Annotated in this window: 11 protein-coding genes; 6 read left to right on the top strand and 5 right to left on the bottom strand. The window is 39.9% G+C overall.

Going from position 1 to position 13,488, the window contains the following annotated elements; translation table 11 throughout:
- The 3 genes from ACXAFE_RS12655 to elbB all read right to left on the bottom strand — a co-directional run bounded on the left by ACXAFE_RS12655 (position 1) and on the right by elbB (position 3,995).
- On the bottom strand, positions 1 to 2,514 hold the full coding sequence (locus ACXAFE_RS12655) for a GAF domain-containing protein (protein WP_475153153.1): 2,514 nt from the start codon (positions 2,512 to 2,514) through the stop codon (positions 1 to 3).
- A 278-nt stretch (positions 2,515 to 2,792) separates the two neighbouring features.
- Positions 2,793 to 3,188 carry a c-type cytochrome gene (locus ACXAFE_RS12650; protein WP_010561642.1) on the bottom strand — a complete coding sequence of 132 codons (396 nt, stop codon included), beginning with the start codon at positions 3,186 to 3,188 and terminating at the stop codon, positions 2,793 to 2,795.
- Between the two features lie 156 nt (positions 3,189 to 3,344).
- The gene (gene elbB, locus ACXAFE_RS12645; protein WP_475153150.1) at positions 3,345 to 3,995 is read right to left on the bottom strand and encodes an isoprenoid biosynthesis glyoxalase ElbB; all 651 of its coding nucleotides are present in this window, start codon (positions 3,993 to 3,995) and stop codon (positions 3,345 to 3,347) included.
- Between the two features lie 492 nt (positions 3,996 to 4,487).
- On the opposite strand from elbB, the gene polA reads away from it, so the two are divergent.
- The gene (gene polA / locus ACXAFE_RS12640; protein WP_475153148.1) at positions 4,488 to 7,226 is read left to right on the top strand and encodes a DNA polymerase I; all 2,739 of its coding nucleotides are present in this window, start codon (positions 4,488 to 4,490) and stop codon (positions 7,224 to 7,226) included.
- Between the two features lie 282 nt (positions 7,227 to 7,508).
- Here polA and yihA read toward each other — a convergent pair whose 3' ends face one another.
- Positions 7,509 to 8,150 (bottom strand): ribosome biogenesis GTP-binding protein YihA/YsxC, encoded by a 642-nt coding sequence (yihA, locus tag ACXAFE_RS12635; protein ID WP_475153146.1) that lies wholly within the window; start codon positions 8,148 to 8,150, stop codon positions 7,509 to 7,511.
- A 343-nt stretch (positions 8,151 to 8,493) separates the two neighbouring features.
- On the opposite strand from yihA, the gene ACXAFE_RS12630 reads away from it, so the two are divergent.
- From ACXAFE_RS12630 to hemN, 5 genes are all read left to right on the top strand, one after another.
- Positions 8,494 to 9,126 (top strand): c-type cytochrome, encoded by a 633-nt coding sequence (locus ACXAFE_RS12630; RefSeq protein WP_054978105.1) that lies wholly within the window; start codon positions 8,494 to 8,496, stop codon positions 9,124 to 9,126.
- 577 nt (positions 9,127 to 9,703) lie between these two features.
- Positions 9,704 to 10,351, top strand: coding sequence for a class I SAM-dependent methyltransferase (locus tag ACXAFE_RS12625; RefSeq protein WP_475153143.1), 648 nt, complete (start codon positions 9,704 to 9,706; stop codon positions 10,349 to 10,351).
- A gap of 36 nt (positions 10,352 to 10,387) precedes the next feature.
- Positions 10,388 to 10,969, top strand: coding sequence for a Der GTPase-activating protein YihI (yihI, locus tag ACXAFE_RS12620; protein ID WP_100914228.1), 582 nt, complete (start codon positions 10,388 to 10,390; stop codon positions 10,967 to 10,969).
- Positions 10,969 to 11,472: a DUF2489 domain-containing protein gene (locus ACXAFE_RS12615; RefSeq protein WP_010561649.1), complete on the top strand. Its 504-nt coding sequence runs from the start codon at positions 10,969 to 10,971 to the stop codon at positions 11,470 to 11,472. The genes yihI and ACXAFE_RS12615 overlap by 1 nt, the downstream gene beginning before the upstream one ends.
- Before the next feature lie 118 nt (positions 11,473 to 11,590).
- Entirely contained in the window at positions 11,591 to 12,961 is a 1,371-nt protein-coding gene (gene hemN, locus ACXAFE_RS12610) for an oxygen-independent coproporphyrinogen III oxidase (RefSeq protein ID WP_475153140.1), read from the top strand.
- Positions 12,962 to 12,965: 4 nt separating this feature from the next.
- On the opposite strand, the gene ACXAFE_RS12605 is transcribed toward hemN, so the two are convergent.
- Positions 12,966 to 13,457, bottom strand: a complete 492-nt coding sequence (locus ACXAFE_RS12605) for a DUF1285 domain-containing protein (protein WP_475153138.1) — start codon at positions 13,455 to 13,457, stop codon at positions 12,966 to 12,968.
- Between the last annotated feature and the right edge of the window lie 31 nt (positions 13,458 to 13,488).

Below are 13,488 nucleotides of genomic sequence, written 5' to 3'. Positions count from 1 at the left end.
TTACTTTTTATTGGTTTTACTGAGCAGTGATTGGCTTTTATCGAACTGCGATAGCTGCTCAGAGCCTTGCGCCAGTGGGCTTAAGAATAAATTGATACCAAGTATTTTGAGTGCCGACTGAAAATTCACTATGGCAGGCCCGGTTGCAATAATTTCACACTTACTGCCTTTTGTAAGTGCAAGTAAGGCTGCAAGCTGTTGCTGCGCTACTTTCTCTGTAACTAATTTTCGACAAAAATTTAGCTCTAACTGCATAAAATCAAACTCCACGCAGGTTAGCTTTGCAAGATCGATCTGCTGACGAGCAACGTCAATAACACCTATTTTGAATCCCAATTTTTTGAGCTTTGCTAGATTATCAATTTGGGTCGTCGACATTTCTGCAAGATTACTGTCGTTAATTAACCAGCAAATATTATTTGCTGACTTACTTAATTCTTTGTAAAAACGATCAAATTCACGTGCCAAAATACTGGTATGCAGTTGCAAAAACACCGTACCATTTTGCACAACATGAGGGAGAATTTGATTTAATAAGTAATCGCAGTAATCAATTGCTGCATGCTGTTCTTGTAATAAGTGAGCAAGGGCTATTGTTGCACCTGATTCCAGTGTTAGTTGTGGATTGTAAAAAGTAGCGACACTGTGATCTTTATGCAGATCAATCACATTTGATTTAGCAAAACTCAGTTGCCCTGCGTTTATTTCTGTCGGGCAAATCAGGCTACTTCTTGGCTCTAGGTGTTCTGCACTGAGCTTTATGGTACCTTTACCTGATTTCTTCGCTTGATACATAGCACTGTCTGCGTCACGAATAATTTGGTCTGTGCTGGTATAGGCTTTGTTGCTGTATGCAATGCCAATGCTTGCCCCGCTTTTAATGCATAATTCATTAATACAAAAAGGTTTGTTCATTAATTTAATTATGCGCTTAGCGATAAGCTCAGCTTCGTCTATGTGCTGTAAATGGGTTAATAGAATAACAAATTCATCACCACCAAAACGTGCCAGTAAATCATGCTCTCGAATACAAGTAGAAAACTCATTAGCAGTCGATTTTAAAAATTTATCGCCAGCGTGATGACCGAGTGTGTCGTTGATGTCTTTAAAATTATCGAGATCGATAAACATCACAGCAAAGCCATGCGATTTATCTCGCTTGTGTCGTTGTAGGGTTTTATCTAATTGAGAAATAAACAAGCTTCGGTTTGCTAAGCCTGTTAAATTATCATGGTGGGCATCGTGAAATAACTGACGCTCGATTTTCTTACGCTCTTCAATTTGCAATTGCAAATGAATATTGGCTTGTTGTAATTCAGCGGTTTTTTCTTTTACTCGTTGCTCTAATTGATTATCTGCCAAGTGTTTTACGATTACATTGGAAATTTGCTCTGAGACAAATGAGATAAGCTCAATATCAGATTGTTTGTAGCTGTATTCGTGATTAAACGCCTGACAAGCCAATACTCCAATTACTTGTTGACGGTGATAAAGCGGCACGCCAATCCACGAAGTCGGTAAAGGAGAGTTATTAAATTTAGCGGGCAGCTCAACATGACCTTTTGCTACCTCATTTAATATACGGTTTTGGTCAAACAATTCCGTTTTACCTGAGCGAATAACAAATTCAGTTAACCCCTTAGAGAAGGTACGAGGTTGATAATCAACAGACATTTCATCTACAGCGTAGGGACAGTTGATTATATTTTCGCTGTGATCATAAAGCGCGATAAACAGGTTTTTAGCGAATACTTCTTCGTTAACAATATTGTGAACTCGCTCAAAGAAGTCTTGGTTATTAAGGCTTTTTGTCGCTAGCTTAGAAATTGCGTACAAAATATTTTGTTTGCGAATAGTATCTTGGTTTCGAGCAATTTCGCGGCTTAACTGCTCCGTGCGCTCAGCAACTTGTTGCGCCATATACTGGCGTTTTTTAACACGTTCAACCGCGGTACTAAAATAGAATGCGACGGTTTCAAATAGTGCTATTTGGCTATCATCAAACGGCTGATTTACATTATAGCTTTGTGTTGCCATAACGCCGATCACGCGACCGTCGTGATGGATTGGCACACCTAACCAGTATTCACAGGGCGTGCCCATAACACGGCATACACCTTTAATTTCGCAATCGGCAATTTGTTCTTTATTAAATAGTTTGGTTTTACCGGTTTTAAATACAAGTCCGGTAAGCGAATTATCGAGCATGCCAGTTTGTTGCGCTTGAATGGGTAAATGGATGCCATCGATCTCGTCGACAAAATAAGTAAGTTCGAGTTCGCCAATATCTGGGTTGAATAACACTACATAAAAGTTTCTACATGGCAGGCTGCTTTCTAAAATTTGCTGAATAGCGGGGTAGAGCAAGGTAAGTTCTGATACTTTACTTGCTTGTTCGGATAGTTGTAATAACGCAGTTTGCGTTTGCAAAGAGGTTTGATATTTCTTTACTAAACTTTTTAAGCGCTTTATTTTTCTTTGCTGTGAGCCGCTATCGGCATGAGCATCTTCCATTGCTATTTCTTATTATTAGGTAGAATTTATAGCAGTGTGAACCCAACCGAACCACACAGTTAATCACTGCCTATTTTTTAACCTTATTTTTCCATTTTTCGTTTTAAATAGCAATCTTGTCGATGAAATTGCTATAAATTGTAACTCATTGATAAATTTGGGTTTTTAAATAATTTGAATATTCTTTTTTATTCTAACTTGTGTTTTCTTAGTTATATAAATGTTAACCAATAAAAAAGCCGCTTAGTTAAGCGGCTCTTTTAAAATGCGTTTTATGCTTATTGGCCTTTTGCCATAAACTCGATTGCATCTTTAATTTCATCATCAGAACAGTTCATACATGTACCGCGAGGAGGCATTGCATTGAAACCATTAATTGCATGCTGCATTAGTACATCCATGCCTTTCGCCATGCGAGTATCCCAGTCAGCTTTTGTCTTTGGCGCGCCTAGAGCACCTGTACCGTGACAACCAAAACAACTTGCTTGATACACTTGTTGGCCAGTACGTGGACCTGTTGGCTCAGCAACAACTGGTTCTGCACCTGCTAAATAAACAGAGCCAACTGGAGCGATACGTTTCTTAATTGCTTCTTCAGTTAACGAGTTATCAAAAGGTGCTGCAACTGCGACAGTTGCACTCATCATTAGTAATGCTGCTGTTAATTTTTTCATTTTTTACTTGCTCACAAATTGAGGTGATCAATCACAATAGACGGAAATTAGCACAATTATAACGTTTGCTGCGAATTTATAAAATGGTTAGTTATGGCTATTTAGTCGTAAAATATGAAAAAGTTGCGCTAGCGCAACTTTTTCCTTTGTACAGGGTTAGATCATTTTTACTAATTGTGCGATGGCTTTTTCAATACCGCTCGCCGCTTCGCGAATATTGGTTGCTAACATATAAGCTGGTGTGCTGATTACTTTTGCACTTTCGTCGACAATAATATCGTCTACCGCACAGTTTTGGTGTGCTGCGCCTAATGCGTTAACGCCATTTGCTGTATCTAGGTCATTGCCAATGGTTGCAAGTGTGCCTGCGTCGTACACTTGTGGAATAATTGCCGGTGCAATACAAATATAGGCTGCCGGTTTTTTCGCATCAGCAAATGCACGACACGCGTTGGCAACGTCTTCATTGATCTCGCAATCAGCGCCTTTTAATGCGAAATCACACAAATTTTTCGCAGCGCCAAAACCACCAGGTAAAGCCAGTGCATCAAACTCCGAAATGTTGAGCTCTTTAAGATCCTTGATCTCGCCTCGCGCAATACGCGCAGATTCGACTAGTACGTTGCGTTTCTCAGGCATTTCGTCGCCAGTGATATGATTAATTACATGGTGTTGATCTATATTGGGTGCGAAACATTGGTAGCTTGCACCTTGCAGTTCAATATTTAACAGCGTTAATACTGCCTCATGAATTTCAGCGCCATCAAATACTCCACAGCCACTTAAAATCACTGCTATCTTTTTCATATATCTATTCCATATCTCAAGATTAGTTAAGCATTATATTCTAGCTATAAAGAAACGATGTAAATAAAAAAAAATTATAAAAAGATCGCTAGGATCTTTGATCTTTTATTGGTAGAGTAACTGCCCTGCTAAAGATTAGGATGTTCCTTGCCAAGCTTTAAGGATAAAAAGTTTAGCAGTTTCCACATCTTGGAAAATTAATAACAATAACAATACGCTAGTAAATTAGCCTTGTTAACCCATTGTATATTAACCAAAAAAATCAGATTCTCCATTTGTTCTTTCAAATTCGGGGAAGGCCCTGTTACATCTTTACTAACAAACTTATCCACAGGTTGTAACCAGTTGGCCTGAGGAATATTTCAACAATTCGTTTACTGCTTGCACTGCACTGATTATTTCTGTTGTTTATAGAGCTGAATTCTCGTTTTCTTATCGGGGATATGGCATGCTATCGGCAATTTATGTTTAATCGTTTTAAGGCGAGTGCTAATGGCTCAGATCCCTGAAAATCCGTTAATCTTGGTTGATGGTTCATCATACTTATTCCGTGCTTACCATGCTCCACCACATCTAACTAACTCAAAAGGTGAGGCTACCGGTGCTATCTATGGTGTAATTAATATGCTTAAGAGTTTAGTTAAGCAGTATTCGCCAAGTCATATGGTGGTGATCTTTGACGCCAAAGGTCCAACTTTTCGCAATGATATGTATTCTGAATACAAGGCAAACCGCCCACCGATGCCTGATGATTTGCGCACTCAGATTGAGCCTATTCACAATATTATTAAGGCAATGGGTTTACCGCTTATTAGCATTCCGGGTGTTGAAGCCGATGATGTAATTGGCACATTAGCGAAACGCGCGTCAGAACAAAAACGTCATGTACTTATTAGTACAGGCGATAAAGATATGGCGCAGTTAGTTGATGAGCATGTAACACTTATCAACACCATGACTAATACGATTATGGATCCTGCTGGAGTTGTCGATAAATTTGGTATTGGTCCTGAGTTAATCATCGATTATCTCGCATTAATGGGCGATAAAGTCGATAACATTCCGGGTGTGCCAGGTGTGGGCGAAAAAACGGCTCTTGCAATGCTGCAAGGACTCGGTTCTATTGATTCACTTTACGATAATTTAGACAAAATCGCAGATCTTGGTTTCCGTGGTTCAAAAACCATGTCGAAGAAACTAGAAGATAATAAAGAACAGCTTCAGCTTTCTTATGAGCTTGCAACGATTAAGTTGGATGTAGAGGTTGAGCAAAACTTGGATTCTTTCGAAGTCGCGGCGCCAAATACTGATGAATTGATCAAGCTTTATGGCGAGTGTGAATTTAAGCGTTGGTTAAGTGAATTACTTGATGGTGACACTGCACCTGCTGCGGAAGTTGAAGTGGCAACTAAACCCGTTGAAACAAATTACGAAACTATATTAACTGAAGCGCAGTTAGATAGTTGGGTTGCTAAATTACAAGCGGCAGATCTTTTCGCATTTGATACTGAAACCACCAGTCTTGATTACATGCAAGCTGATCTAGTCGGCATGAGCTTTGCGGTAACAGAAGCACAAGCAGCTTATTTGCCGCTTAAACATGATTATTTAGGTGCGCCAGCACAACTAAGTCATGAGCTAGTATTTGCTAAACTTGCGCCAATTTTAGCTGATGAAAATAAAGCGAAAGTAGGACAAAACCTTAAATACGATAAGAGCGTATTAGCGCGAGCGGGTATTGAACTTAATGGTATTCGTTTTGATACCATGCTTGAGTCTTACGTACTCAATAGTGTTGGTACTCGTCATGATATGGATTCACTTGCGCTAAAATATCTCGGCCATAAAAACATTAGTTTTGAAGAAATTGCAGGTAAAGGCAAAGGTCAGCTAACCTTCAATCAAATTGAGCTAGAAAAAGCGGCACCTTATGCGGCGGAAGATGCCGATATTACCCTGCGTTTGCATAATACGCTTTGGCCAATGTTAGAAAAAGAGCCTGAGCTAGTGGATGTTTTCAATTCAATCGAATTGCCATTGGTAAATGTGTTATCAGATATGGAACGTACCGGTGTTCATATTGATAGCCAAATGCTGGCACAGCAAAGTGTTGAAATTGCAGCGCGTCTTGAAGAGCTAGAAAAAGAAGCGTATGAGATTGCAGAAGAGGAGTTCAACCTAAGCTCAACCAAGCAATTACAAGGTATTCTGTTTGAAAAACTGGGCTTACCAGTATTAAAGAAAACACCAAAAGGTGCGCCGTCGACAGCGGAAGAAGTGCTGCAAGAACTTGCGCATGATTACCCGTTGCCTAAATTGATTATTGAGCACCGTGGTTTAGCTAAGCTCAAGTCAACGTATACTGATAAATTACCTAAAATGGTAGATGAAGTAACACAACGTGTGCATACTTCGTATCATCAAGCGGTTACCGCAACAGGTCGCTTAAGTTCAAGCGATCCTAACTTACAGAATATTCCGATTCGAAATGAAGCAGGTCGCCGAATTCGTCAGGCCTTTGTTGCGGCTCCTGGCAAATTAATAATGGCAGCTGACTACAGTCAAATAGAACTGCGTATTATGGCGCATTTATCGCAAGATAACGGCTTATTAAGTGCATTTGCTGAAGGTAAAGACGTTCACAGCGCAACGGCTGCGGAAGTATTTGGTGTACCACTTGAAACCGTAACATCTGATATGCGTCGTAAAGCTAAGGCTGTAAACTTCGGTCTAATTTACGGCATGAGCGCATTTGGCTTGTCACGACAATTAGATATCCCGCGTAATGAAGCACAACATTATATGGATACTTACTTTGAACGTTTCCCTGGTGTACTTGAGTATATGGAACGCACGCGTGAAGATGCCGCTGAAAAAGGTTACGTTAGTACCTTATTTGGTCGTCGTTTATATCTGCCAGATATTAAAGCGCGTAATGGTGCGCGTCGTAAAGCAGCTGAACGAGCGGCAATTAATGCGCCAATGCAGGGCACTGCTGCAGATATTATTAAGCGCGCAATGATCAATGTAGCTGGTTGGCTGAAAACGCAGTCGTCAGATGATATTGAAATGATCATGCAAGTTCACGATGAATTGGTGTTTGAAATTAACGCAGATAAAGTGGACGAATTTAGCGATAAAATTTGTTCATTGATGAGTGAAGCAGCGCAGTTAGACGTACCACTATTAGTGGAAGCTGATTCAGGTGACAACTGGGAGCAGGCTCACTAGTTTGCGCATCAATTAACAACAATTTTAAGTAGCCAATAATTAATGTTGGCTATTTTTTTATGTTAAATTTAAGTTTGCTGAATTTTAGCGCAGATTGTTACATTTCTTTGCAATTTGTCGCGATATAACTTTATTTTGCAAATCCGCTTTGTTAAAGTGCGCGCCGTCCTATAAGGACATCCTGTTGATGATGTATCTCTTACGGGGTACAGCGTTTTAATAGCTTCTCCCCAGATTGCTATACCCGGTTGGTTTTTACCAACCGGTTTTTTCTCAAACGTTTTATTCTTGCTCGTCTTGCTCTGGCGCTACTGCTTCAAGTTCACCTAAGTACCAAACATCCAGTGTTTTTGCCAATTCCGGTAAACCAATGCCTTTTAACGATGAAAACGCGTGAACAGTAATTTTGTCACTGAGCTCTTTTAACTCGCGGCGAACTTTTAGCACTTCACTTTTACGCTTGCCTTGCTTCAATTTGTCGGCTTTAGTAAGTAGCGCAAGAATCTCTAAATCACTTTCAACTGCCCAGTTAATAAGGTCCATATCAAGCTCTTTTAATGGATGACGAATATCCATTAAGACCACAATACCTTTTAAACTTTCACGCTTTTGCAGGTATTCACCCAGTGATTTTTGCCACTTCTTTTTCATTTCAAGTGGTACTTTAGCAAAACCATAACCGGGTAAGTCGATGATGCGCATATCTTCACCCAGCGAGAAGGTGTTGATTAGCTGGGTACGACCTGGTGTTTTACTTGTGCGCGCAAGTTTTTGATCGGTTAACGTGTTTAGCGCACTTGATTTACCCGCATTAGAACGACCTGCAAACGCAACTTCAACACCCGAATCAGCAGGCAGTTTAGTGATGTCTGGTGCACTTGTAATAAAGCTCGCTTTTGAATATTGAACCCGTGACTTTAGCAAGGTTAGCTCCTTAAAACGCTATCTTAAGATTAAAGGCGAATCCCTATTTTCAGAGATTTTTGCTACACTGCCTTTAACATATCTTTTATTTCTGGGCGCGTATTTTATACTAACAATAGCCAAATAAGTAATGCTTTGTCTTTTTTAATGGGCCAAATTAACCTTGAGAAAGATCAAAGAAATGCGCCTTTACGGAGTTTTTTAGTAAAAACCCCTATATTTTATATGTTTTATCAAGGCACAAGAGGTGTCAGATAAAATTTAATCGTGTAGAATATGGCTACTTTAGCTGGTATTCATTCCTGCTTGTCAGGTTTTAACAGGGTCGAAACAGAGAAATAGCATGAAAAAAATAGCTTTATCTTTAATGATGGTTGCTGGTGCGTTCAGCGTCAATCAAGCTGCTGCTTTTGAGGGCGATATAGAAGCTGGTAAAACAAAAGCTGCGACATGTGTTGCTTGTCACGGTGTAGATGGAAACAAACCTCTTCCTAATCACCCTAAACTTGCAGGTCAGCACGCTCAATACTTATTTAAGCAATTAAAAGAGTTTAAATTAGGTATGACATCAGGCGGTGCAGAAGGTCGAATGGACCCTGTAATGAGTGGTATGGCTATGCCACTATCAGAGCAAGATATGCGCGATATCGCGGCTTACTTTTCAAGTCTTAACATGGAACCAGGTAGCACACCAGAAGAAGTGGTTGAGCTAGGTGGTAAACTATACAAAGCAGGTGATGCGGAACGTGGTATTCCGGCATGTGCAGCATGTCACGGTCCTCGTGGTAACGGTACATCATTAGCGGGCTTCCCGAAAGTATCATTCCAAAATGCTGATTATGTAAAAGCGCAACTTGAGAAATTCCGCTCAGGTGATCGCAATAATGACCTAAATGGTATGATGCGCGATTTAGCGACAAAACTAACAGATAAGGACATTGAACTACTTTCTAAGTACGTTTCAGGTCTTCATTAATAACACTTATTCTTTTAAGTGATGAAAAAAGCAGCGAAAGCTGCTTTTTTTATACCTTAGTCTGTGAGATATATCTCACATTGCGAGTGAGACAATGACTAATGTTAACTGTAAGTTAATTCGCTATTTTGTCTCTGGTTATGGTTTAAGTGTCTGTTTTTTATTGTTAACACGATTTTTAAAGAAATCTTTTTTTATTTATTTTAGTTAAATTAGTTGTAACAAATTTATTAACAAGTAAATTATTCACCTGTCGCAAGGGACAAAAAAATAACAGGGAAAGCAGTAAAATACGGAAGTGCAGCGACAATTATGTGCGTAGGGGAAAGTAACCATAGGTTACATTAATGGACTGCTAAGAAAGCGTCAGGAAGACCGAAAATAAAAAAAGCACGGATGAAAATAATAAAAATACGGATAGTAAAATAATAATAATATTAGACTCGTTGGTTAAAACAGTCGAAGGGAGAAGTGTCATAAGACACTCAGATTAGTAAGCGGCAGAGATTCTCTGTCGCTTTTTTATTTGTCGAATAAAATTGCTATGATTACGGCAAATAAATTTCACGTTTAAACCATGTCTGAACCTTGTCCATTATGTCTGCATTCTAAAAGCACCTTTTATAGCGAAGACAAACGCAGAGCTTACTATCAATGTGAGTTATGTCAGTTAGTATTTGTTGCGCGCAACCAGTTAATTTCACTCGAACAAGAAAAACAAATCTACGATAGTCATGAAAACGATGTAAATGACACGGGCTATCAGAAGTTCCTGAGCCGCGCGTTAGCACCTTTGCTTCCAGAATTAGCAGAAGCTAGCCAGGGTCTTGATTTTGGTTGTGGACCGGGCCCTGCACTCGCCAAAATGCTCGCAGAGAAAGGTCACGCTACAGCGCTTTACGATATCTTCTATTATCCAAACACTGAGGTGTTAAATTGTCAGTACGACTTTGTAACCTGTACTGAGGTAATCGAACATTTAGCTAAGCCAAACGAAGTGTGGGCGCAACTACTGAACTTATTGAAGCCAAATGGCGTATTAGTTGTGATGACAAAGCTCGTCATCGACCAAGATAGATTTAAAAATTGGCATTACAAAAATGATATTACACATATCAATTTTTTTTCGCGGGCCACGTTTGATTATTTAGCACAGCACCATGGCTTATTACTGACATATCATGGTGATGACGTGATGCTATTTAAACAGTCAGCAATAGTGTAAAATAAGCTTAGTTTTGTAAAAATTTTAGATTTAATTATGACCAGAAAGAAAAAGTCACGCAAAATCGGTACCGGTGGCAACGGAAGCTTCCGCCTTAGCAAAGAGAAACTTGCCGAACTACGCGCTTTGAAAGAGCAGCGTGTTAAAAAGCGTACTGGTAATAAAGCGGGTACACGCAACGCACAAGATGCCTTAAATGAGCAGCAAGGTGCGGGTAAGCAACGCAAAGACAGTCGTTTAGGCAGTAAAAAGCCTATTAGTCTTGTGCCTGAAGCAGAGGTTACTCAGCAACAGCCAGAGTTTAAGCGTCATCTACAGCCGCAAGTAGAGTTGCGTAAAGTGGGTGAGCCTGAACTAACACCAGAGCAAGAGCTTGAGCAAATTGAAAACGATCAAAAGCTAATGTCGTTACTTGAGCGCCAAAATGCAGGTGAAGTGTTAGTAGGAAAAGACATCAAATACTTAAACGCAAAGGTAGAGCGTCACCAAGCACTTTGCGACTTGTTAGGTATTGAGGATGAAGATGAGTTTGACGACGAAGACATGCTTGACCAATTTATGTCAAACGATCTTGCCGATGAATGGTTGAGTGATGATGACGAGGAGGAGCTTAAGTAGTGAATGCTATTTGGGTTATCGCCATTATTATTGCCGCCGCTATTGTTGCAGGGTTAGCTTTTTACGCTGGTAAGTTGTTATTCCAACTGAAAGTGCAAAAAGAAAAGCAACAAGCGCAAATTGAAAAGCTAAAAGTTAAAGCGGCTGAACGCAATGCAAAAATTGCCGACAGCATTAACTTAATTGCACGCGCGATGAAAGAGAAACAGTGTGAGTATTCAGAAGGATGTTTACGTATTTGGGTGTTGATGTCGCAGTATCAATTCTCCGAAACAGTGGATCTTGAAACGGAATACCAGCACGTTTTCAAAATGTACGATGTGGTAAAGGAAATGCCGACCCACGATGCGCGTAAGAAATACAGTAAGAAAGAAGTTTTCCAAATGGATAGCAAGCGTTGGCGTGCTGAAAAAGAGCTTGAAGAAGGCATTTTGGCCGAAGCAGCTAAGCTAGAAGCTTACTTCCCAGCTGATCCGAATACCAAACACGTATTCGCTAACTAGCCACCTTATCTAATCTGTAAATAAAGCCAGCACTCGCTGGCTTTATTGTTTTGGATCAAAGCCGATTTCTCGTTCCTTTTGTACACTTGCTAAACCTTAATATTGTTAGGTTTCAGTCGTGCAAAATTTCGTTGAATGGGATAACTCCCTTATAAAGAAATACAATGTGTCAGGTCCTCGTTATACTTCGTATCCAACGGCGTTGTCGTTTGAGCCTGGCTTTTCTGTTGAATCGGTAACACAGGCGATCGCCAAAAGCGATAATACGCGCTTGTCGCTGTATATCCATGTACCGTTTTGTCACCAGCTTTGCTATTACTGCGGCTGTAATAAAATAATTACTCGCCACCAACATAAAGCAGATGTGTATTTAGACTTTTTAGAACAAGAAGCAAAAGCACAAGCAACCCTTTATAAAGACTACAAAATCGAGCAGTTGCATTTGGGTGGTGGTACACCCACGTTTTTAACAAAAGAACAAATGAGCCGTTTAATGGCGATTGTTAAAACGTATTTTAACTTTTCAGACCAAGTGCAAGCTGGAATTGAGATTGACCCACGCTCTTTACCTGAAGATATGCTTAGTCATTTACGCTCGCTTGGTTTTAATCGTGTGTCTTTTGGTATTCAAGATTTTAATGATGATGTGCAAAAGGCGGTAAACCGTGAACAATGTGCTGATAACGTTGCAAACTTGGTAACTGAAGCGCGCGAACTCGGTTTTTCTTCAGTGAATGCCGATATGATTTACGGCTTACCATTGCAAACGCCAGAGAGCTTTGAAGAAAGCATGGCGCGTTTAATCGCCTTGTCGCCTGATCGTGTTTCAGTATTTAACTATGCCCATTTACCTGACCGTTTTGCTGCACAGCGCAAAATTAAAGATGAGCAATTACCTAGCCCAGAGCATAAACTAACAATGTTTAAAAACACCTTGGCGCAAATGGTTGACGCTGGATACGTTAATATCGGCATGGATCATTTTGCAAAAAGCACGGATTCGTTGGCGATTGCGCAGCAACAAGGTAAATTGCACCGTAACTTCCAAGGCTACACCACACACGGTGAGTGTGACTTATTGGGTTTAGGAGCATCCTCTATTTCGCAAGTAGGCGATAGCATTTTCCAAAATCCAAAAGATCTGAAAGATTATTATCAAACCGTTGAAACGGCGGGTGTACCTGTTGTTAAAGGCCTAACGTTAACCACAGATGATAAAATTCGCGCATTTGTGATTAAAGAAATTATTTGTCACTTTAAGTTAAATTTCGCGGATGTTGAGCGCAGGTTTTCGATTAATTTCGCAGATTATTTTGCTGAAGAATTATCAGGTCTTTCGTGTTTTGCTGAAGATGGCATGATCTCATTAAACGATGAACAGCTTGTGGTGGAAAATAAAGGGCGCTTGTTTATTCGTAATATTTGTATGACCTTTGATGCGTACTTAAAACAACAAGTAAAGCTAACACGCTTCTCGCGAGTGATTTAAAAGTTTAACCAATAAAGAAGTCTTGGCCGCCAGAGCAAATAGCAAAGCGGCCTTTTTTTTGCTCTGAGATTTCAGCCCATTGATAAAATACATTACGTGACACTTTCGCCATTACACCATGATGTAAATGCAGGTAAGGCACATCATCGTTAATCTCTAAGGTGTGATTTTCACAAAGTACATACTCTCTCGCTAGATTATCGCAGCAAACAATAAAGCCGTCTTTTTGATACCAATGCGTAATTAGAAAAGGCGCATCTTCTACCTGAATGCGCATTTTCTCAACGGGTGTTTTTAAATAGTAGTGGCCTTGCTCTTTGGTTAACACCTTTGCAAATAGTTTTACCAAATTAATGCGATTGATTTTGCTTGCTTGGAAATACCAATCGCCATTGCGTTTGATAGTGATATCAATATCGCCACAACTTTCTGGCTGCCATGTTTCAAATGGTGCAATACTGGTTTCAATTTGTTGTGTTAATTCTGCAAGGTTCATTTTTGAACAAGACCTGTGTTTGCCGCAAAAA

This window comes from Pseudoalteromonas sp. ABV4_021 (assembly GCF_056159365.1).
This window is presented reverse-complemented; position numbering and strand designations above follow the sequence as displayed.

Coding starts and splice junctions, on each gene's coding strand:
- ACXAFE_RS12605 (WP_475153138.1), bottom strand. CDS start 13,457: ATGAACCTTGCAGAATTAACACAACAAATTGAAACCAGTATTGCACCA.
- ACXAFE_RS12625 (WP_475153143.1), top strand. CDS start 9,704: ATGTCTGAACCTTGTCCATTATGTCTGCATTCTAAAAGCACCTTTTAT.
- ACXAFE_RS12650 (WP_010561642.1), bottom strand. CDS start 3,188: ATGAAAAAATTAACAGCAGCATTACTAATGATGAGTGCAACTGTCGCA.
- ACXAFE_RS12655 (WP_475153153.1), bottom strand. CDS start 2,514: ATGGAAGATGCTCATGCCGATAGCGGCTCACAGCAAAGAAAAATAAAG.
- elbB (WP_475153150.1), bottom strand. CDS start 3,995: ATGAAAAAGATAGCAGTGATTTTAAGTGGCTGTGGAGTATTTGATGGC.
- yihI (WP_100914228.1), top strand. CDS start 10,388: ATGACCAGAAAGAAAAAGTCACGCAAAATCGGTACCGGTGGCAACGGA.
- polA (WP_475153148.1), top strand. CDS start 4,488: ATGGCTCAGATCCCTGAAAATCCGTTAATCTTGGTTGATGGTTCATCA.
- ACXAFE_RS12630 (WP_054978105.1), top strand. CDS start 8,494: ATGAAAAAAATAGCTTTATCTTTAATGATGGTTGCTGGTGCGTTCAGC.